Origin of the sequence: Paraburkholderia phenazinium (genome assembly GCF_900100735.1) — a bacterium.
Classification (GTDB): Bacteria; Pseudomonadota; Gammaproteobacteria; order Burkholderiales; family Burkholderiaceae; genus Paraburkholderia; species Paraburkholderia phenazinia.
This window is the reverse complement of sequence record NZ_FNCJ01000002.1, coordinates 383,034-401,409: the sequence shown is the minus strand read 5'-3', so window position 1 is coordinate 401,409 and position 18,376 is coordinate 383,034. Positions and strand designations below refer to the sequence as shown.

Below are 18,376 nucleotides of genomic sequence, written 5' to 3'. Positions count from 1 at the left end.
TTGCGCGTCGCATGCGATCACAGCACCTTCGAGAGGAATTCACGGGTGCGCGGATGGTCTGGATCGCCAAGCACTTTTGCGGGCGCCCCCGACTCGACGATGCGTCCGCCGTCCATAAAGACGATCGTGTCGGCCACCTCGCGTGCAAAGCCGATCTCGTGCGTGACGATGATCAGCGTCGTGCCCGAACGCGCAAGCTGGCGGATCACGTCAAGCACCTCGTTGACAAGCTCTGGATCGAGTGCGGACGTGGGTTCATCGAACAGCAGGACCTTCGGCTTCAGCGCAAGCGCACGCGCAATCGCCACACGCTGCTGCTGGCCACCCGACAACTGGCGCGGCCACGCGTCGGCCTTGTCGGCGAGGCCCACGCGCGCGAGCAGCGTGCGGGCTTCGGCCCGGGCCTGCACATGCGGTACGCCTGAGGCCAGCGGCGCTTCGATGAGATTGTCGAGCACGCTCAGGTGCGGGAACAGGTTGAAGCTCTGGAACACCATCCCGACGTCGGCGCGGCGCCGCTGCAGGATGTCATGCTCCTTGAGTTCGTAGAGCGTGCGTCCGACCCGGCGATACCCGATCAGTTCGCCATCGATATCGATGAAGCCATCGTCGACGCGTTCGAGGTGGTTGATCGACCGCAGCAGCGTCGACTTGCCCGAGCCCGACTGGCCAAGGATCACCGTGACGCTGCCCGACGGAACGGCCAGTGAAATATTATCGAGTACCTTCAGCGCGCCGAAACTCTTCGACACGTTATGAATGCCCACCGTGCCGCCGATACGCCGCTGCGCCCAGCCGCCCGCTGTATCTGCCTCGGTACGTGTCTCAGTATGTGCTTCAGTGTCCGCCTCGAGGCCCGCTTCCGTGTCCACTTCCGCTGCCGTGCGAGATTGCGTCCCCGGCCGGGCAACACTTTCGTCCCGTGCAGCGCGCACGCTACGCCACCGCCCGAACAGCGAGGTCAATGGCGACACCGCCACCTGCTCGCGGGTCGCGCCGCGTGCGTAGTAACGTTCGATGTGAATCTGGATCGCCGACAACACCGTGAGGATGATCAGATACCAGACCGTCGCGACCATCAACAACGGAATGACCTCCAGATTGCGGTGATAGATGATCTGCACCGTGTAGAACAGATCGGGCATGGCGAGGATGTAGACGACCGAGGTGCCTTTCGCCAGTCCGATCACATCGTTGAATGCGGTCGGCAAGATCGCGCGCATTGCCTGCGGCAGCACGATGCGACGCACCTGACGGGCGCCCGGCAAGCCCAGCGCAGCAGCGGCCTCACGCTGCCCGTGATCGACGGACAGAATCCCGCCGCGGATCGCCTCGGCCGAAAACGCCGCATGGTTCAGTGTGAGCCCGAGCACCGCCGCGAAGAACGGACTGATCAGGTTGGTGGTCGATTCGTCCAGTAGCACGATATGCGTAAACGGCACGCCAATCCAGATCGTCTCGTACAGGTAGCCCAGGTTGTTCAGCAGGAGCAGCAGTACGATCGGCGGGATCGAGCGGAACAGCCAGATGAACGCCCACGCGCAGCCGGCCAGTAGCGGCGAACGCGATACGCGCGCCAGCGCTAGCGGAATGGCGAGCGCGAAGCCGAACAGCGCACCAAGCCCCGTGAGTACGAGCGTACGCCCGAGGCCCTCGATTACCGGTCCGGCGAAAAACCACTGTGCGAAGACATCCCAGCCCCAGCGAGGATTGCCGAGTATCGAGTTCAGCACTATCGCGATCAGCACGATCGATAGCACGGTCCCTGCTGTCCGCGCATGATGTCTTGCCGGAACGACCCGATAGTGTGCGTATTCGGGACCCGCTGCGTCCTCTGTTGCGCGACCCGCGTGAGCGGGACTGACAAACTGCTGGGTGGTGTCGCTCATGATGTTGCCCTCCTGCGATGCGAGCCGTCTGTCATGCCGTTTGCGCGGTTGCGTAGCGGCTCTCGCGTCGCGGCAGCCCGAGGTGATCGCGCAGCGTTGAACCGGCCAGCGTGCGGCTGTAGCGGCCGCGCGCCTCCAGCGCCGGGATCACGTAGCGGACAAAATCGTCAAATCCCTCGGCCTGCACCGGGAAACCGAGGATGAAGCCATCGGCCGCACCGGCGTCGAACCAGCGGATCAGCTCGTCGGCGATCTCCGCGCCCGTGCCGATGAACTGCGGCTTCGGTGTGGCGACTTCCAGTGCGACCTCGCGCAGCGTCGAACCCTTCTTCTGCGCCTCGGCCTTGATGCGGTCGGTGGTAGAACGGAAACTGTTCTTGCCGAGTTCGCCGAGATCCGGGAACGGCCCGTCGAGCGGGTATTGCGTAAAGTCGTGGTGTTCGAAGAAGCGGCCCAGATAGGCGAGCGCCTCCTCAACGCTCAGCAGGTCGCGAATTGCGCGATATTTCGCTTCGGCTTCGTCCCGCGTCGCGCCGACGATCGGACCAATGCCCGGGAAGATCTTCACGTCGGTCGCGGCGCGCCCATGTTCGACGGCGCTCTGCCGCACGCTCTCCGAGAACGCCCGCGTTTCTTCGAGCGACGGCGAATGGGTGAACACCGCATCCGCATACTTGCCGGCCAGCGCGATTCCGGAATCCGACGCGCCGGCCTGGAAGATCACCGGCTGCCCTTGCGGTGAGCGCTGGATATTGATCGGCCCGGCCACCTCGAAAAACCGGCCCTTGTGATCGAGCGTGTGGAGCTTCTCGCGGTCGAAGAAACGCCCGCTCTCGCGATCGCGCACGAATGCGTCGTCGTCCCAACTGTCCCACAGCCCCTGTACTACCTCGAGATACTCGTCGGCGATCTCGTAGCGCAGCTCGTGGTCCGGATGCTCGCCACCGTAGTTCTTCGCCGAGCCTTCGAGTGGCGAGGTCACCACGTTCCAGCCCGCGCGCCCGCCGCTAATCAGGTCGAGCGACGCGAACTGTCGCGCCACTGAAAACGGATGACTGTACGAAGTCGACAGCGTGCCCGCCAGACCGATTTTCGTGGTCGCGGTCGCCAGCGCCGAGAGGATCGAGATCGGCTCAAAGCGGTTCAGGAAGTGCGGAATCGATTTTTCGTTGATATAGAGACCATCGGCCACGAAGGCGAACGCAATACCGTTGGCCTCGGCCTTCTGCGTGATGCCGGTGACGAAATCGAGGTTGACGCTGGCATCCGCGGGTCCGGCGGGATGCTTCCACGAGTTCATGTGGCCACCCGCGCCATGCAGCATGATGCCGAACGTCAGGTTCTTCTGTGTCATGTCCTGCTCCGTAAAACGGGAAAAGAGGCGAACCTCAGGAGGCGCAAGTCAGACGCGCGCGGCCTGTTCCGCACCGGCCAGCGCCTCGAACGAAGCGAGCCGCAGCGCGTAGTCCGCTACCGGGGTATCGATCACGAATTCCTCGATGCCGAAACGTTCGTGCAACGCGTCGAGTTCCTGGCGCACATCGTCCGGCGTGCCGGTAACAACGTGCGGATGCAGCTCATCGAGCTGATAGTCGGTCACGCCAGTCTGCCGCGCGAACTCCGCTGCGGCCTCGGGACCGGGGAGATTGACACTCTGCCCCGTAGCGAGCCGCAGCTTGAAAATACGCAGTGACCCGACATGACGTTGAGCCTCGGCCTTCGATTGCGCTGCAAACGCAAAGAGCGCAAGCAGCGGCGTGCGTCCTGTCGCATTGCGATAGGTGTCAATCGAGCGCTCGATGCTGGCGCTATCGCCGTTGAAGTGGCCGGCATAGCAGAACTGCCAGCCGTGCTTGGCGGCTAACGCGGCGCTCTCGGGGCTGCCGCCAAGCAGGATGCCCTGCGGAGCCTCGGGCGGCGTGGGCAGCGCCACTGCTCCTGCGAGCGGGTGGTCTTCCGCGACACCCCACTTCAGGAACGCATCGAGTTCCGCGAGTTGATGGGCGAAATCGGGCTTCTTCGCCTTGTCGTGAAACCACTGCAGCGCGCGCGTCGTCAGCGGCAGTCCGCCCGGCGCCTTGCCGACGCCGAGGTCGACGCGGCCCGGCGCCAGCGACGCCAGCACCCGGAACGTCTCCGCGACCTTGAAAGGACTGTAGTGCTGGAGCATCACGCCACCGGAGCCGACGCGAATACGCGAGGTATGCGCGAGTAGATGGGACACGACGATTTCCGGTGCGGAGCTGGCCAGCCCTGGCGCGCCGTGATGCTCGGCGATCCAGTAACGCTTGTAACCCAACTGCTCCGCGCGTTGCGCGAGCCGGACCGTGAAGCGCAGTGCATCGTGGGCGCTGGTGCCGTCGGCGATCGGGCTTTTGTCGAGAATCGAAAGTGAGTAGGACATATCGATACCACCCAGCGCACCTCGCGATGCGTGGGAAAAAGTTTTGGGAGATCTGCTGTACGACATCCGCTTGTTTCATTATCGCTATGGGGCGCAGAAATCGTTCGAGCAAATTTTGCTATGCATATGACAAATCGCTCAGAACGTGTAACGCGCCCGCAGGTAGTAGAAACCACCGTCCTCGCCGATCGTCGAAGCAAACGCGTCGTACTGCGCCCCTTCGAGTTGCGCCTCGTAGGGCAGCTTGGTCGGATACACGTTGAAGAGGTTGTTTGCCCCCACTGCGATCTGGAATTTCTTCGTCACGTCGTAACGGACCTCCAGGTCGGTCACGTACCTCGCCGCATTCTCGAAATGGATGAACTGCGTTGTCGAGAACGCATTCGGCCCGACGATGTAGGTCTCCTCGCTCGAGGTCGAACCAAAGCGCGTCTCGTGCAGGCTCACCCCCCACTTGTCGAGACGCCACGTGCCGCCAATGATGATCTTGTTCTTCGGCGTCGAGGTGGAGAGCCAGCCGATCTGCTGCGCATTGAGTTCCGGCTGACCGTTCGCTCCGGTTGCCACATGCGTGACCGAGGTCGTGTTCAGGTTCACGCCGAGATCCCAGTCAACCTGTCCATAAGCACCAAAACTGGTGTGATAGGTACCGGTGAAGTCGAGCCCACGCGTACGCGTGCTCGCGCCGTTGGTGAAGTAGCTGGCGGACACCGCTGAGGCCGGAATCGAACTCGGCACCGACAGCCCTGCTGCCTCCATGGCCGCGATCGCAGCTTCGCCCGACGCCGTCCCACCTTCGACGATCCGATTGCGGATGTCGATCTGGTAAGCGTCGATCGTCAGATGCAGGTCTTTAGCAGGCGTCAGCACGAAGCCGAGGTTGTAGTTGGTCGACTCCTCCGGCTTCAGCGGCTGGCCGCCAATCAGCTTCGCCGCCGCCGAGTTGGCCGCCAGAAGGCCGCTGACCGATGCCGGCGATTCGTTGACGTTGCTGTAGTACTCCTCAGCCAGCGAAGGAGCACGGAATCCGCTACTGACGCTGCCGCGCACGGCGATCTGCGGCGTGAAGTCGTAGCGTGTCGAGATCTTGCCGTTCGTCGTATCGCCGACATCGCTGTAATGCTCGAAGCGCCCCGCCAGGTCGACCGTCCATTTCGGTGCCAGGTGTGTCGACAGGTCGATATACGTGCCGACCACGTTGCGCGAGTTGTCGCTCGCGCTGACAGGCGCGAGACCCGGCAACGCCTGGGAACCGCCATCGATATATGACGCCTCATCGCCCGCCCCCACGCTGTAGGTCTCACGTCGTTGCTCGACCCCGACCGAGACGTTCACCGGAGCCGGCAATAGCGGCAGATGGAACGCACGCGAGAAGTCGAGGTTATTGGTCAGTTGCGTGTTGCTGACCGTCGCGAGGTGGAAACTGGTCGGCGTATAACCTTCGGCGGCATACAACCCGGTGTTGGCCGAATTGTCCATGCCGATAACCTCATGGTCACCGCCATAGGTCGTGCTCAGATCCCATGACCAGCCGAACAGGTTCTGGCCTTTGATGCCCGAGGTAATCGAATAGTCGTTCTCGTTGACCGTCTCGGTCGGCACAAATCCGTTTGGATACACCTCGGGAAGGACAAAAGGCGGCCGGTAGTTCTGATAAGCCTCTGCATCGCGATGCGCATAGGTGCCAAAGCCGTACAGCTCCACATCGTCGCCGAGGTAATACCCTGCATTGAAGCCCACCGATTCGCGCGTGCTGGCCGGGTTCCCCTCGATCGGGTTGTAGTAACCACGCCCCGGCTGGAAGGTGCCGAAATAATCATCGGGTCCGGTGCGGACTGTATGGTTCTGGCGGTCATATTCCGCCGCCAGATCGAGAAATCCTTGATCGCCGAGATTCAGGCCGATATTGGCGGACTCGCCATTCTTGAAGCCATCGCCCGCATAGGTCTGGCCGTTTGTCGTCTGCAGCGTGCCCCCGTGCGAGTTCGTCTTCAGGATGATGTTGATCACCCCAGCAATCGCGTCCGACCCGTACTGCGCCGACGCACCGTCACGCAGAATCTCGATGTGATCGATGAGCCCAACCGGGATCGTATCGATGTCGACGCCGGTCGACCCCTCGTTCAGACCGCCGTCGAGAGCAATATTCGCCGTGGTATGGCGACGCTTGCCGTTCACCAGCACCAGCACATGGTCCGGCGTCAGCCCATGCAACGACAGCGCGTCGGTCAACTGCGCCGTGTCGCCAGCATAGGTCTCCCGCGTGATCGACGGCGACAGTTGCACCAGCGCGTCGCGCAGGTTGCTCTGCCCGGTGGCCTGCAACTGCGCACCGCTGATCACATCCACCGGGGTCAGGCTCTGGCTCGCCTTCGTACTGGTGCGCGTGCCGGTTACGACCACGGTATCCTGCTGGACGGTACTGGTAGCGCCAGCCTGCCGTGCGGCAGACTGCTGCTCTGCCGGCCGGGTGGTCGCGGGTTGTGCTGCGGCTGGGGAGGTTTGCGCGGGCTGAGCCCCGGGTGCGGCGGTCGCGGCATCGCTCGCCGGCGTCGGTGTGGCCGCACCCTGAGCCCATGCTGCGCCGTTGCATGTCATCGCCAGCACGGCGGCTGATAGCAATTTCCTGCGAACCCCAGTGGCAGCCTGAGCGGCCGGCATTTTTCTGTTTTCCCTACGCATCGACTGTCCCGTTGGTAATAGGCGAACACCATCCTCCAGCACACCGGCGGATATCCGTCGCGTGAGGAGTAATATTTTAGTAATACTTAGGATATGCAGCTGACCATCGTCCAGGCAGCTAGCGCTGCCCGGCTGAGCTAACTCTTGGGTAGCCCCGGCGGATTCGTTCTGGCCTTATCGATCGCTTCGGTGCCCAGACTCCAGCGATCGAGTACCTGAGTATATTTTCCGCTGCTAATCAGATCGTTCAGTAGCTGTGTGAGCGGTGCGGCGAGTCCGCTACCCCTGCGCGTCGTGATCCCGACATCGGCCAGAATCGGCCAGCCGCCACTGATGGTGCCGACTACGCGTATCCCGCCTTTCTGCGCAGCCGCGTAGGCGAGTGCCGAGTTGACGCTCAGAATGGCGTCGGCGCGCCCCGAACGCAGTGCGACATCCCGCACGGCCAGATCGTCGTAATAGAGAACCTGCACCGGTTTGAGCCCATGTGCGACATTTTCCTTGTCCCATGCGAGCAGAATCTTTTCCTGGTTGGTTCCCGAATCCGTAATGACACGCAGCCCAGCGACGTCCTTCGGTTCACGGATCGACTTGATCGGGCTTGAATCGGGCACGTAGAATCCGAGCACGTCACGCCGATAGGTCGAGAAGTCGAATTTCTCCTTGCGCTGCTCGGTAACCGTCACGTTGGACACAACGGCGTCGACCTTGCCGGACTGCAAGGCGAGCGGCCAGTCTTCCCACGCGATCGGAACGATCTTCAGCTTGCGGCCCAAACCGTCAGCGACCAGTTGCGCGAGGTCCGGGTCGAAGCCGACAACGGTTTTTGCATCGGTCGCGTACGTGCTGAGCGGCGGCCACGCCACGCTCAAGCCGATGACCAGTTCGTCCTTCTGGGCGAACTGAAACGTCGCAGGTACCGCCTGGATGGCTGCAGCGTCAGGCGTCGTGCGGACGCGATCGTGCTGGTCTGGACTCAGATTGAATGAGCTTGAGGTTATGCTTGCCGCCTGCGCTGTGCCCGCTAAGCCCATCGCCAATGCGACGAGCGTTCCGGCCACTGCCGACAGAATATTCCGACCGTGTTTCATGACTTGTTATGCCCTGTTGAAGTAGACGGTTTAAGCAATGCGTTGCATGCATTGCTACCCATGTCGAACGATCGAACAGCAGTGGATAGCGATCGAGCATAAACACGATAACAGGCCACTTAAGGCAATTGAACCAAGCATTTAACGAATCGTCATTCCCGGCAATGTGTAACTATTTTGTTAACCTAATTTATTCAACCCCTATCTCGACAATGAAACGTCGAAAACACCAGGATATCCGCGTTAGATTAATTCGCAATGGCGCTTGAGCGGTTCGGTGACATCCGCTCAAGCGCGATTCTGTCCGTTGAGCGATTTTGGCCTCTGCGACCGCCACGCTGACGGGACGAAGCCGGAGTGCAGGATATTGATGTTCAGATGCAACTGGCACGGCGGCTGCCGGCCCGGAGCGCGACTCGTGGGGAGGTTTCCACGGCTAAATCAGCTTCGCTCGCCTCACACGGCGAGCGGCGCATGGCACATGGCGTGGCTTCTCACCACCAGCCACTCTGCGTTGAACCGGTGGATGAGCTAGCGCGTCAGTGCACTTTCGGAAAGCCGTGGCGTTCGGCGAGCAAGGCGAGGATGCGGTTGGTGTCGGTGACGAAACGCTTTTCACCTAGCGTCTGCGCGTCGGCGGGAGCAGGATGCTCGTCGCCTAGGATTAGCACGGGCAGGCCCTGATGATCCGCGTCGAGCGCCTTGATCGCGACCTCACGCGGACGCGCAAACGGCAAACGCTGAATGTCGAGGCTCGCGGTCCTCGAGGGGTCGCTGGCAAGCAGTCCCTCGATCGGCGCGCCATGGGGGCAAATAAAGCGTTCGCCAGGATGCTTCGGATCGGTAAAACCCGGTTCGAGAAGTAAGAGGAAGTCTCGGCTCATGATAGGCGGCAGTCCAGAAGGTGAAGAGTCGAACGATTCTCATCCGTCGATTGGCATCGCGCCACGAATAAATCGGCACAACGATATGCGACTGGCAACTTAAGGAAACCGATGGCCGGCGCTGGTATGTCGTTGAAGGTGGAACGCGGCGCCAGCAACATCAATTCGGTCAGATCGAAATGGATCCGCAACGCGTGCGCGACATTAGACTCGTGCGCAGCCAGAGTGGTAATCACGTGAAACAGATCTTCCAGCGTGCCGGCAGGGCCGCCGCCGATCACCAGCACGTCGACGTCGTAGCGCGCACCTGCCGAGGCGTCTTCCACATTTCTTGTCTGCTGGGTTGCGGCGCTCATGAAGCCCCTCCCGTCTTGATGGACCGATCTGGAAAGCTATCCTTTCCGCTGGCGTCGGCAAACCAGGAATTGCAGATATTCATATGAGTGGATGACGAAACCGGCCTGGGCTGATTTCGATGCAGAACCAACACCCGGAATGCTCGCGTCACCTTGACTTCCGTGCCGCGAGCTTTCCAGGTATCGGAACCGCGTTACGGCGTCCCGGCGCTGCAGCAGTATGCCAACAGAATGGTAGGAGTGCCTGGGTCTGTTGCGACAATCTCTCCTGCTACGCGGTTCAGCCTGATCGTCCCCGAAGGATCGGGACCATTGTCAGGATCATGATCGAGCTCGGGCAGCGGGCCGGTATTGAAGTCATGCACAACGATAGCTACGGTCCTGCCGTCTTTCGTCTTTGGGGCAGCCAGATTCCGGTCCTGCTCCGCGAACCGCTCCTCACGAGTCGCAACAAGGCCGACCTGGCCCTCGCAGTGTCCGTGGGTTCCCGACATGACGTGAATGGTGTGGCCACCGCCGCTCAGTCCGGCTGCGATCGTATTCAATGCCGCCGCGACGTCCCTGACAGTACACCTATCGTGAAAGCCCCAGATTTGCGGGGCACCTGAATGTTCGGAAATTCTTACGAGTGTCACCATCGTACTTCTCCTTAAAGTCTTCAATCGTGAAAAATCGATTTCGAATCCGAGGAGATGAGTGCAACATCGACGTGAACCGACCCAAACCCTCGGATGGTTCAACCTTAGCCGCGCGACTCGGCCCGCGAAATAGAGCGCTCGTCACGCCCCGCGGTGTGCCGTTCTTCACGGGAAGCGGAATGAGTATGTAGGTGTACTGGAGACTACTGTTTCAGAGACGCAGACGTTCCCGGCATACCGCTAGCGTCAGTTGGCGGAGCCAACGATGAACAGGATCGACTTCTAAACGAGGATGCCACATCTGCGAGATCGTAATCTCCCCGGTGGTCACGGGAAGCTCGAAGGCATGAGTGGTGGCGGATGTGGGCAATTCCTGCTGTTCGGACTGGCTACGCAGAAGAGACGCAGGCACGAGCGCGATCAAGTCGGAGGCTCGCGCAACAGCGAGCGCGGCGGGAAAACTCGGAACGACGGCGACAATCGTTCGCTCTAGTCCTAAAGCGGCGAGCGCCTCATCAACCGGTCCACTGGTGCGACCGCGTCGTGAAGCGACCACATGGCCGAACGCGGTGTACCGTTCGGCCGTCACCTCGCGCTCCATCGCGAGTGGATGGCCCTGTCTCACCGCACCCAGAAAGCGATCCCGGAATAATGCCTGCACGCGGACCTCCGGCCCCATCTCGCCTAGAACACCGATCTCAAGATCAGCGGAGCCGTCGCGCAGATACGCCGCCGTCTTCTCAAGCTTGGGCGCAAAACGCAAACGCACGAGTGGCGCAACCGCGGTGACCGCGGCGATCAGTGAAGCGCCGAAGCCCTCCACAAAACCGTCGTTGGCGCGAATCGTCAAGGTTCGCTGCAGCGTTGAAAAATCCGCTTCCGTCGTTGAGGGACGAAGTACGGCACGCGCCTCATGAACCGCATTCTGGGTGCGTTGACGCAGCGCCTCCGCATGAGGCGTCAATACCATACGGCGTCCCGCCCGAACCAGTAACGGGTCACCGGTCGCCTCGCGAAGCCGCGTCAAGGTTCGGCTCATTGCCGAAGCACTCAGTCCCAGTCGACGCGCAGCACCGGCCACGCTGCCATCGGCAAGCAAGACGTCGAGCGCAATGAGTAAATTCAGGTCGGGTTCCGGCATGCCCGATCGTAGCATCATCCGCCGAGACATGGCGTCTGGTGCAGGTTATAAGTGCAACTGCTGCGTCTTCCGCCATGTCTAGCGCATCGATATATTCCACTTACCGGCTCATGACGAACGCGCGGCACCTCAAAGCCGCGTTCTATCGGGTCTCACGGGCCTCACTTACAGGGAGCTATCGATGCAAGACAACTCTGCGCAGAAAACCGTCCTCCTTATCGGAGCATCTCGCGGGCTCGGATTCGCAATGGTCGAGGAATACCTCAAGCGTGGCTGGCGCGTGATTGCCACTGGACGGGAGGGTTCAACAGAAAAGCTGCGTCAACTCTCGGCGGGCACCCAAGGCGCGCTGGAAGTTGAAGCAGTGGACATCACGATTCCCGACCAGGTCGCCGCGCTACACGGCCGTCTTATGGATCGACGGCTGGATGTTCTTTTTGTGAATGCTGGCGTCAAAAACGACGATCTTGAGACGATCGCCGATATCTCGACCGAGGAATTCGTGCGCGTGATGGTGACAAACTCGTTGAGTCCGATGAGGCTAATCGAAGCGTTTCAGGACCTCGTACAGCCCGCTGGAACAATCGGTGTCATGTCGTCTGGACAGGGTAGCCTCACCAACAACACGAATGGCAATTACGAGGTCTATCGGGCCAGTAAGGCTGCGCTCAACATGCTCATGCGCAGCTTTGCGGCGCGCCACCGGGACGACGCGAGAACCTTGCTATTGATGGCGCCTGGATGGGTGAGAACGGACATGGGCGGTCCTGACGCGCGTCTAAGTATCGCGGAAAGTATCCCGAACCTGCTGAGCACGATGGAGGCTTACGAAGGGCGCTCCGGATTGCATTACCTGGACTATCTGGGAAGAGTCGTTCCCTGGTGAGCTAAGGGCAAACAAGACCGCTACGCCGCCGGGGATTAAAGAATGCTACGCTGCGCGGGGAAAATCAGCTTTGTATTACCCCATTCACCGTTCCCCTGATCGTAGGTGCCGCGCGATGCAAATCGAGACTGGAGACTTTGCCACCAACGGGATCGAGCTACGAGCCGACCTTGCCGGCAGCGGCATGCCCGTCCTGCTCTGCCACGGCTTCCCTGAGTCGCGGCATTCCTGGCGCCATCAGGTGCCGGCGCTCGCCGAGGCGGGATATCGTGTGATCGCGCCGGATATGCGGGGCTATGGCGGCAGCAGCGCCCCGGAAGCGATCGAAGATTTTACGATTCTGCATCTGGTGGGCGACATGGTCGGCTTGCTCGATACGCTCGGGCATCCGCAAGCAGTGATCGTTGGTCACGATTGGGGCGCGCTCGTCGCCTGGACGGCAGCCATGCTGCGGCCCGACCGGTTTATTGGCGTCGCTGGACTGTCGGTTCCGTTCATCCCCCGCACTCCCTCGCCACCGCTCGCGACCCTGCACGGCCGGGGGCGGGAGCGCTTCTACTGGCTCTGGTTCGAACCGCGGGGCCGCGCCGAGGCGGAGCTTGACGCTGATCCTGCAGAAAGCCTGCGCCGCATTTACTGGGGTCTCTCTGGCGCCGTGCCCGATCCGCTCTGGAACGGCATGGTCGCCGAGAGCGGATTTCTGGCTAGCTTCGCGGCGCCCTCCGGGCTGCCGGATTGGCTGACGGCGGAGGATCTACGCCTGCAAACAGCGGCGTTCGCCCGGGGCTTTCGTGCGCCGCTCGACTGGTATCGCAACTTTGATCGGAACTGGTGGCTGCTCGGCGCCTTTGCCGGCGCACGCATCACCCAACCGGCGATGTTTCTCGGCGGTGCACGGGACCCTGTGGTGCATTGGCGACGCGATGCCTATGCTGCCCAGGCGGAGAGCTTGCCGGGCCTTGTCTCCAGCGCACTGCTCCCCGGCATCGGCCATTGGATACAGCAGGAGGCGCCGGAAGTGGTCACGGCGGCGCTGCTCGACTTCCTGCGGACCATTAAGGGCTGAGACTATCAGCCACTGGAACCGCGATCGAAGGCGCGCGCATACAGTCCCCGCTCACGCACCTCGATCAACGGCACACCAAGCGAAGGAAACGATCAGCGCAAAGCACCCGGCAACGCGCCATCCTGTACGCGTCGCCGGGTGCGCCTTCGTTAGCCCGCCTGCGAGACGAGATCTCGCACCACGGCTTCCAGTTCCACTTCGCCCTTGACGATGCCGGCGCCCTCGCCTTCGAAGGCGATCCAGCCTTCATTGAACCCGTCGAGCATGCGCATCCGCGGCAACGGCTCCTTCATCCCTTGGGAGCGGAACAGCGCCTCCCACGTGTCGCGCCTCACCACCTCCGCACGAACCGGATGACCGAGCACCTGGGCAAACGCCTCGGCCAGATCGTTCGGGCTCACACGTTGCGGCCCCTCCAGTTCGACAACCCGCACGCCGTGCCAGGTTTGTTGAAGCAGTTGCGCAGCAACCCGGCCCACGTCCGCGGTCGCGACCATCGGCACGGCCTTGTCGAGCGGCTGCAGAAAGCTGGCGATCATCCCGGAGTCCCGGGCGGGCGCAACGTCCCATGCGGCGTTTTCCATGAACCAGCCAGGACGCAGGAAGGTCACGGGCATCGCTAACTCGCGCAGCGCCTGCTCCATCAGCGTACGTTGCGTGAGCAGATTGGTCTCGGTGGCCTGCGCGCCGATCGTCGACAGACAGACAACCTTGCCAGGCGCCGCCGACTGAAGCGCCCTGCGCACGGCCTCAATCACAACACGTGCCTCGGGAAAGCCCGGCGACGGATCGAACTCGGACGGCGGCAGAATAAAGACGCCTTGCGCGCCCTCGAAAGCGGCGGTAAGGGACGCCGCATCGTCCATGTCGGCTGTCACCACTTCGCACCCGCGCTCGGCCCACGAACGTGCCCGAGCGGCATCGCGAACCACCGCGCGTACCGGCTGGCCCGCTGCGAGCAACGTGCGCGCCAGCGCACCGCCGACCTTTCCTGTTATTCCTGTGATTGCATACATTGCAGTTTCTCCTTGCGTAGAGGGATGTGAACCGTTGAGATGCATTGTGGGCAAGCGCGAGGAGAAACTAAATGGCATGAATGGCACTTATTAAATGACTGATAGTTACTAATGAGTCATAGTGCTGTGATTGATGCACTGTCCATGGCCAGCCAAATGAGATCGTCCAGCGAGAATCTCTCTAGCGGTATCAGCGTATTTGCTGCCGTCGTCGATGCGGGGACGTTCGCCGCTGCGTCCGAACTGATGGATATGTCGCCACCGGGGGTTAGCCGGGCGATCGCCCGGCTCGAAAAGCGGCTGAAAATACGGCTCTTCAATCGGACCACCCGCTCCGTTTCCCTGACTGAAGAGGGCCGGCGGTTCTACGAGCAGGTCATGCCGCACTTGAGGGGAATGGAGGAAGCGGCCGCAGCCGCGGCAGGAGGCGCCGCGGCCGTGCGCGGGAAGCTGCGCATCAATCTTGATCCGGTTTTTTCGCGACTCATTCTGGGCCCGAGGCTCGACAAATTCATGGATGTGCATCCTGAGCTTGAACTCGAACTCATTGCACGAGATCAACTCGGCGACCTCATCATGGACGGCTTCGATCTGGCCTTGCGCTTTGGCGAACCTCGCTCATCCAGTCTGATTGCGCGAAAGCTTCTTGACACCGCGGTTGTCACGGTCGCATCCCCCTTGTACCTCGCTCGCCGGGGGCGGCCGGCGGAGCCTCAAGAGCTGGGTCGCGGGGACCACAGATGCCTGGAATTCAGGAACCCGGAAACCGGAAAGCCGTATCCGTGGGAGTTTCATCGCAAGCGCAAAAAGCTTGTTGTCGAAACGAATGGACGGCTTACGGTGAATGATCCGAGCGCACTGCTCAACGCGTGTCTGGCAGGCTCCGGCGTCGCGCAGATGCTTCTGCTCGGAGCCGAACACCTGATCCGCGAGGGACGGCTCGTCAACCTGTTCCCGGACTGGCCGGATGAGCGCTTCCCGCTCTATGCATACCATCCGTCGCGGCACCAGGTGCCGGCCAAAACACGGGTATTTCTTGATTTTGTCGTCGCTTTGACGAGTGCTACTTAGCACGATCGCTCTCCCGCGACCTCCGTGCAACTTTTCCCTCACCTGCGGCGTCAGCGCTCTGGTATCTAACGTGGTCGATGAAGGCGCGCAGTTTCGGCAAGACCTGGTGTCTGCCTGAGTGGTATAGAAAAACCCCTGGCGTTGTGACGGCGAAAGGTGTCAGCAGCGCCTGCAATCGGCCGTCAGCAATCGGCGCTGCAGCAAACGGGCCGGGCACCTGTGCAAGTCCCACACCTTGAATCGCTGCTCCGAGGAGCGTGGGATAGTCTTGCGCGATTAGCGGCCCGGAGACGATTGCCTCAACGGCCTTCTTGCCATCGACAAAGGGCCAGGAAGCGATCGCCCCGTTCGAGCGGCGCATACGCAGGCAGGCGTGGTCACGCAGATCGTCGATGCGCTCCGGCCGGCTTCGTCCACGCAGATAGTCTGGACTGCAAACCACCTCTAACGGGAACGGCGGCGTCAGTCGCACCGCGACCATGTCGGCCGCGATGAACTGGCCTAGCCGGATGCCGGCGTCAAACCCTTCGGCCGCGAGGTCGACCAACTCCGCGCTTGCGGCGATCTCGACCACTACCTCGGGATAGGCCCGGCAGAAGGATGCGATCAGTGGCTGCAACACGATCGGCACTACCGCGCTCGGTACCGCGAGCCGCAATAGTCCGGCCGGTCGCTGCCCGAGCTCGCGCGCGACCTCGCTTGCGGCAACGAGTTCTGCAAAGGCCGGCTTTGCTCGCGAAAGGAACCGTTCGCCGGCTTCGGTGAGTCCGACACTCCGCGTTGTGCGTACGAAGAGCGCCGCGCCGATGCGCGCCTCGAGCACGCGTACCGTCTGGCTGATCGCCGAAGGCGTCACGCCGAGTTCCGCAGCCGCTCTACGAAAACTGCGGTGCTGGGCAATGCTCAGGAACGCCTCGACACCGTCGAGCGCGCCTTGCCGGACTGTGAAGTTTTGCTTCATAACCCGTCAATATTATCGCGAATAGTCACTCGTTGAAAGCGCTCCTAAAATCGGCTTGTGAATCAGGAATCCCGCGAATCTCGCGCCCCTCGACACCGATAGCCCCCTGCCAGGAGTTCCGCAATGTCACCTGAAACCGTCTTCCGGATCCACCTCGTTCTTGGCTATGTCGCGTGGCTGCCTTGCTTCGTCGTGTACGTGCTGCCCAAGCTTAAGTCGATGGAGCGTATCGACGCGCAACGCGCCATCGCTACGCTGCACAGCTTCCGCTTCTTCGGGCTCGTCTTCATCCTTCCTGGCGTCGTCGGACCCAGTCTGCCAGCCAGCTTCGCCCAGTTCGCCGCTTATGGCGACTTCGCAACCGGCGTGCTGGCCATCCTGGCGCTGCTCAGCGTCAGGATACGTCCGCTCTTCTGGTTTCTCGTGTGCGCCTTCAATCTCGTGGGGGCGGCCGATATCATCGTCGACTATTACCACGCGACTCGGATCGGCCTTCCTGCGATGGCGGGACAACTGGGGGCCACCTACGCGGTCCCCATCCTCTACGTACCCCTGCTGATGATCACGCACTTTGTCGCGTTCTATTTGCTGATGCGTCGCCGGCCCACGGTGGCGTGGGGTTTTGCCGGCGATGCGGCCGCATCGTAGACAGCTTCCGTCGACTCAGACCGAGTGGGCGCCCCCTCTGAGACTTCATACCTGGAGCGCGATCCTGGTGCCGAGCAACACCAGAAACTGGGCCAGCCATTGCGAATGGGCGGTCCAGGCCGGGGCGGTGACAAAAAACGAAATTGAAAGGCACTTCAAACAGATCGGTGACTTCCCCGCGTCAGCGTGCCGGACGCCCGCCATGGCCGCCGGAACAGGCAAAAATTTCCGGACCGGCAACGTCGCTGCCGCTATGGTTGTCCTGCATATAGTCTTTCGCCTGGGTTATACCCGGAAACACTATCCTGGGACCTTCAGGACGTGCTAAAAAGAGTCGATATCCCGGATGCGCGACTGAAAATCCGATCCGGCGATTGGAGAATCCTACGCGGACTGTCGCACGGAATCCCGAGGTGAAAGAATGGAAAAAAAAGTGCTCGCCGCGGTGGCCGCCGCGCTGATGTCTTCTGTGGGCGCCCTGCATCCCGAATCCGCCCGTGCCGCTGATGCTGCAGTCTCGGCGTACGAAGATTCGAACATCGACGCCTCTCTCGATCCCGGCGAAGAACGCATCTCCGCCGACGCCGACAATCAATCGCACCTGAAGGACCTGCGCTACGCGTATTTCATCGGCTATAACGCGCGCGCCAGGGAAGACTCGAAATCCTATGCGACCCTGGATGACGAAGTGAAGCATCCGCAGAAGCAGCTTGCCGCAGAGGCCAGGCCCGCATCGCCGAAGCCGGTTGCCGAGCGGGTTGCGCCGCCAAGGCGGCCGGTAGCGCAAGCCGCGTCGCTGAGGCCAGTAGCCGCGCCGGCCGCACCGGCGAAGCAAGTGGCCGCGCCGGTCGCATCGCCGAAGCGGCTTGCTGCTGCGCGAGCTGCACCGTCCAGGCAGGTCGTTACACAGGCCGAGCCCGCGCCGCTGAAGCGCGTTCCCGCGCAAATCGCACCCCTGCCGCAGAAGCATGTTTACGCGCAAGTCGAGCCGCTGCCGCCGAGGCGGGTCTCTGCGCCGGTCGCGTCGTTGAAGCAGGCTTCGGTGCAAGTCGCGCCGCCTAAGCGGCCCGAAGTGCAACCTGTGCCTCTGAAGCAGGTTTCGCCGCGGGCTACGCCGTCGCAACGGTTTGCCACCGAGTCCGAACCGCCGATCCTGATTCCGACGCAAGCCGTGACGTCATTGCCTGACGAAAAACCGGCCAATGACGACGATGCGCAGGCGACGCAGAGCCGCGATTCGCAAAACGCTCAGCGGGCGGCGCCGCAGTATCGGCAGCCCCAGCAATACGCGGCGGCGCCGGCCTATAACCCGGCGTCGACAGAGTCGCAGGATTCAGGGGGGTACGCCGGGCGGGAATACGCGCCGCCGCCCCCGCCGCCTCGAACCTATCAGGCTAACCAGTACGCGCCTGCGCAGTACCCGCCCGCTCAGTACCAACGGGCTTACGCGCAGTCCGCCTACGTACCTCGGCCGCCCGCTCAAGCTACGGCGCAGCAGGTCGTCGTTGTGGGCCGCCCGCCTGCCAATCCGGCATATGATGACCAGATGTACACGCCGCCAGAACTGCGGCGGCCGTACCCCGCCGGTTACGGCAATTCGGTGCAGCCAGCCGGGAATCAGGGATGGGAGTAGGCACACTCGC

Annotated in this window: 15 protein-coding genes and 2 pseudogenes; 5 read left to right on the top strand and 12 right to left on the bottom strand. The window is 62.0% G+C overall.

Annotated features, from left to right (window positions below):
- Positions 1-17: 17 nt before the first annotated feature.
- From BLQ92_RS41055 to BLQ92_RS05555, 9 genes and pseudogenes are all read right to left on the bottom strand, one after another.
- The gene (locus BLQ92_RS41055; RefSeq protein ID WP_090682413.1) at positions 18-1,889 is read right to left on the bottom strand and encodes an amino acid ABC transporter permease/ATP-binding protein; all 1,872 of its coding nucleotides are present in this window, start codon (positions 1,887-1,889) and stop codon (positions 18-20) included.
- Between the two features lie 31 nt (positions 1,890-1,920).
- Positions 1,921-3,243, bottom strand: a complete 1,323-nt coding sequence (locus BLQ92_RS05590) for an LLM class flavin-dependent oxidoreductase (protein ID WP_090682411.1) — start codon at positions 3,241-3,243, stop codon at positions 1,921-1,923.
- A gap of 48 nt (positions 3,244-3,291) precedes the next feature.
- Complete coding sequence (locus tag BLQ92_RS05585; RefSeq protein WP_090682409.1) at positions 3,292-4,293, bottom strand: LLM class flavin-dependent oxidoreductase; 1,002 nt, start codon at positions 4,291-4,293, stop codon at positions 3,292-3,294.
- Between the two features lie 138 nt (positions 4,294-4,431).
- Positions 4,432-6,975 carry a TonB-dependent receptor plug domain-containing protein gene (locus BLQ92_RS05580; protein WP_090682407.1) on the bottom strand — a complete coding sequence of 848 codons (2,544 nt, stop codon included), beginning with the start codon at positions 6,973-6,975 and terminating at the stop codon, positions 4,432-4,434.
- A gap of 137 nt (positions 6,976-7,112) precedes the next feature.
- The gene (locus BLQ92_RS05575; protein ID WP_090682406.1) at positions 7,113-8,066 is read right to left on the bottom strand and encodes an ABC transporter substrate-binding protein; all 954 of its coding nucleotides are present in this window, start codon (positions 8,064-8,066) and stop codon (positions 7,113-7,115) included.
- Positions 8,067-8,605: 539 nt separating this feature from the next.
- Positions 8,606-8,950: a DUF3088 domain-containing protein gene (locus tag BLQ92_RS05570; RefSeq protein WP_090682404.1), complete on the bottom strand. Its 345-nt coding sequence runs from the start codon at positions 8,948-8,950 to the stop codon at positions 8,606-8,608.
- 128 nt (positions 8,951-9,078) lie between these two features.
- A pseudogene (locus BLQ92_RS39225) lies at positions 9,079-9,222 on the bottom strand (acyl-CoA dehydrogenase family protein); the annotation flags it as partial.
- A gap of 278 nt (positions 9,223-9,500) precedes the next feature.
- Positions 9,501-9,944 carry a hypothetical protein gene (locus BLQ92_RS05560; protein WP_090682401.1) on the bottom strand — a complete coding sequence of 148 codons (444 nt, stop codon included), beginning with the start codon at positions 9,942-9,944 and terminating at the stop codon, positions 9,501-9,503.
- A 211-nt stretch (positions 9,945-10,155) separates the two neighbouring features.
- Positions 10,156-11,085, bottom strand: a complete 930-nt coding sequence (locus tag BLQ92_RS05555) for a LysR family transcriptional regulator (RefSeq protein ID WP_090682400.1) — start codon at positions 11,083-11,085, stop codon at positions 10,156-10,158.
- 181 nt (positions 11,086-11,266) lie between these two features.
- Between BLQ92_RS05555 and BLQ92_RS05550 the strand changes: the two genes are divergently transcribed.
- Positions 11,267-11,971, top strand: coding sequence for an SDR family NAD(P)-dependent oxidoreductase (locus BLQ92_RS05550; protein WP_090682398.1), 705 nt, complete (start codon positions 11,267-11,269; stop codon positions 11,969-11,971).
- 115 nt (positions 11,972-12,086) lie between these two features.
- The gene (locus tag BLQ92_RS05545; protein WP_090682397.1) at positions 12,087-13,037 is read left to right on the top strand and encodes an alpha/beta fold hydrolase; all 951 of its coding nucleotides are present in this window, start codon (positions 12,087-12,089) and stop codon (positions 13,035-13,037) included.
- Between the two features lie 149 nt (positions 13,038-13,186).
- Here BLQ92_RS05545 and BLQ92_RS05540 read toward each other — a convergent pair whose 3' ends face one another.
- Positions 13,187-14,053 carry an NmrA family NAD(P)-binding protein gene (locus BLQ92_RS05540; RefSeq protein ID WP_090682395.1) on the bottom strand — a complete coding sequence of 289 codons (867 nt, stop codon included), beginning with the start codon at positions 14,051-14,053 and terminating at the stop codon, positions 13,187-13,189.
- Positions 14,054-14,209: 156 nt separating this feature from the next.
- On the opposite strand from BLQ92_RS05540, the gene BLQ92_RS05535 reads away from it, so the two are divergent.
- Positions 14,210-15,124: a LysR family transcriptional regulator gene (locus BLQ92_RS05535; RefSeq protein ID WP_090682952.1), complete on the top strand. Its 915-nt coding sequence runs from the start codon at positions 14,210-14,212 to the stop codon at positions 15,122-15,124.
- On the opposite strand, the gene BLQ92_RS05530 is transcribed toward BLQ92_RS05535, so the two are convergent.
- Positions 15,117-16,085 carry a LysR family transcriptional regulator gene (locus tag BLQ92_RS05530; protein ID WP_090682394.1) on the bottom strand — a complete coding sequence of 323 codons (969 nt, stop codon included), beginning with the start codon at positions 16,083-16,085 and terminating at the stop codon, positions 15,117-15,119. The two genes, BLQ92_RS05535 and BLQ92_RS05530, sit on opposite strands and share 8 nt — an antisense overlap.
- A 123-nt stretch (positions 16,086-16,208) precedes the next feature.
- On the opposite strand from BLQ92_RS05530, the gene BLQ92_RS05525 reads away from it, so the two are divergent.
- On the top strand, positions 16,209-16,733 hold the full coding sequence (locus tag BLQ92_RS05525) for a hypothetical protein (protein WP_090682392.1): 525 nt from the start codon (positions 16,209-16,211) through the stop codon (positions 16,731-16,733).
- A gap of 45 nt (positions 16,734-16,778) precedes the next feature.
- Here BLQ92_RS05525 and BLQ92_RS41345 read toward each other — a convergent pair.
- A pseudogene (locus tag BLQ92_RS41345) lies at positions 16,779-16,868 on the bottom strand (protease); the annotation flags it as partial.
- A gap of 286 nt (positions 16,869-17,154) precedes the next feature.
- On the opposite strand from BLQ92_RS41345, the gene BLQ92_RS05520 reads away from it, so the two are divergent.
- Positions 17,155-18,366: a hypothetical protein gene (locus BLQ92_RS05520; protein WP_090682391.1), complete on the top strand. Its 1,212-nt coding sequence runs from the start codon at positions 17,155-17,157 to the stop codon at positions 18,364-18,366.
- Positions 18,367-18,376 lie beyond the last annotated feature (10 nt).

Coding starts and splice junctions, on each gene's coding strand:
- BLQ92_RS41055 (WP_090682413.1), bottom strand. CDS start 1,889: ATGAGCGACACCACCCAGCAGTTTGTCAGTCCCGCTCACGCGGGTCGC.
- BLQ92_RS05590 (WP_090682411.1), bottom strand. CDS start 3,243: ATGACACAGAAGAACCTGACGTTCGGCATCATGCTGCATGGCGCGGGT.
- BLQ92_RS05585 (WP_090682409.1), bottom strand. CDS start 4,293: ATGTCCTACTCACTTTCGATTCTCGACAAAAGCCCGATCGCCGACGGC.
- BLQ92_RS05580 (WP_090682407.1), bottom strand. CDS start 6,975: ATGCGTAGGGAAAACAGAAAAATGCCGGCCGCTCAGGCTGCCACTGGG.
- BLQ92_RS05575 (WP_090682406.1), bottom strand. CDS start 8,066: ATGAAACACGGTCGGAATATTCTGTCGGCAGTGGCCGGAACGCTCGTC.
- BLQ92_RS05570 (WP_090682404.1), bottom strand. CDS start 8,950: ATGAGCCGAGACTTCCTCTTACTTCTCGAACCGGGTTTTACCGATCCG.
- BLQ92_RS05560 (WP_090682401.1), bottom strand. CDS start 9,944: ATGGTGACACTCGTAAGAATTTCCGAACATTCAGGTGCCCCGCAAATC.
- BLQ92_RS05555 (WP_090682400.1), bottom strand. CDS start 11,085: ATGCCGGAACCCGACCTGAATTTACTCATTGCGCTCGACGTCTTGCTT.
- BLQ92_RS05550 (WP_090682398.1), top strand. CDS start 11,267: ATGCAAGACAACTCTGCGCAGAAAACCGTCCTCCTTATCGGAGCATCT.
- BLQ92_RS05545 (WP_090682397.1), top strand. CDS start 12,087: ATGCAAATCGAGACTGGAGACTTTGCCACCAACGGGATCGAGCTACGA.
- BLQ92_RS05540 (WP_090682395.1), bottom strand. CDS start 14,053: ATGTATGCAATCACAGGAATAACAGGAAAGGTCGGCGGTGCGCTGGCG.
- BLQ92_RS05535 (WP_090682952.1), top strand. CDS start 14,210: ATGAGATCGTCCAGCGAGAATCTCTCTAGCGGTATCAGCGTATTTGCT.
- BLQ92_RS05530 (WP_090682394.1), bottom strand. CDS start 16,085: ATGAAGCAAAACTTCACAGTCCGGCAAGGCGCGCTCGACGGTGTCGAG.
- BLQ92_RS05525 (WP_090682392.1), top strand. CDS start 16,209: ATGTCACCTGAAACCGTCTTCCGGATCCACCTCGTTCTTGGCTATGTC.
- BLQ92_RS05520 (WP_090682391.1), top strand. CDS start 17,155: ATGGAAAAAAAAGTGCTCGCCGCGGTGGCCGCCGCGCTGATGTCTTCT.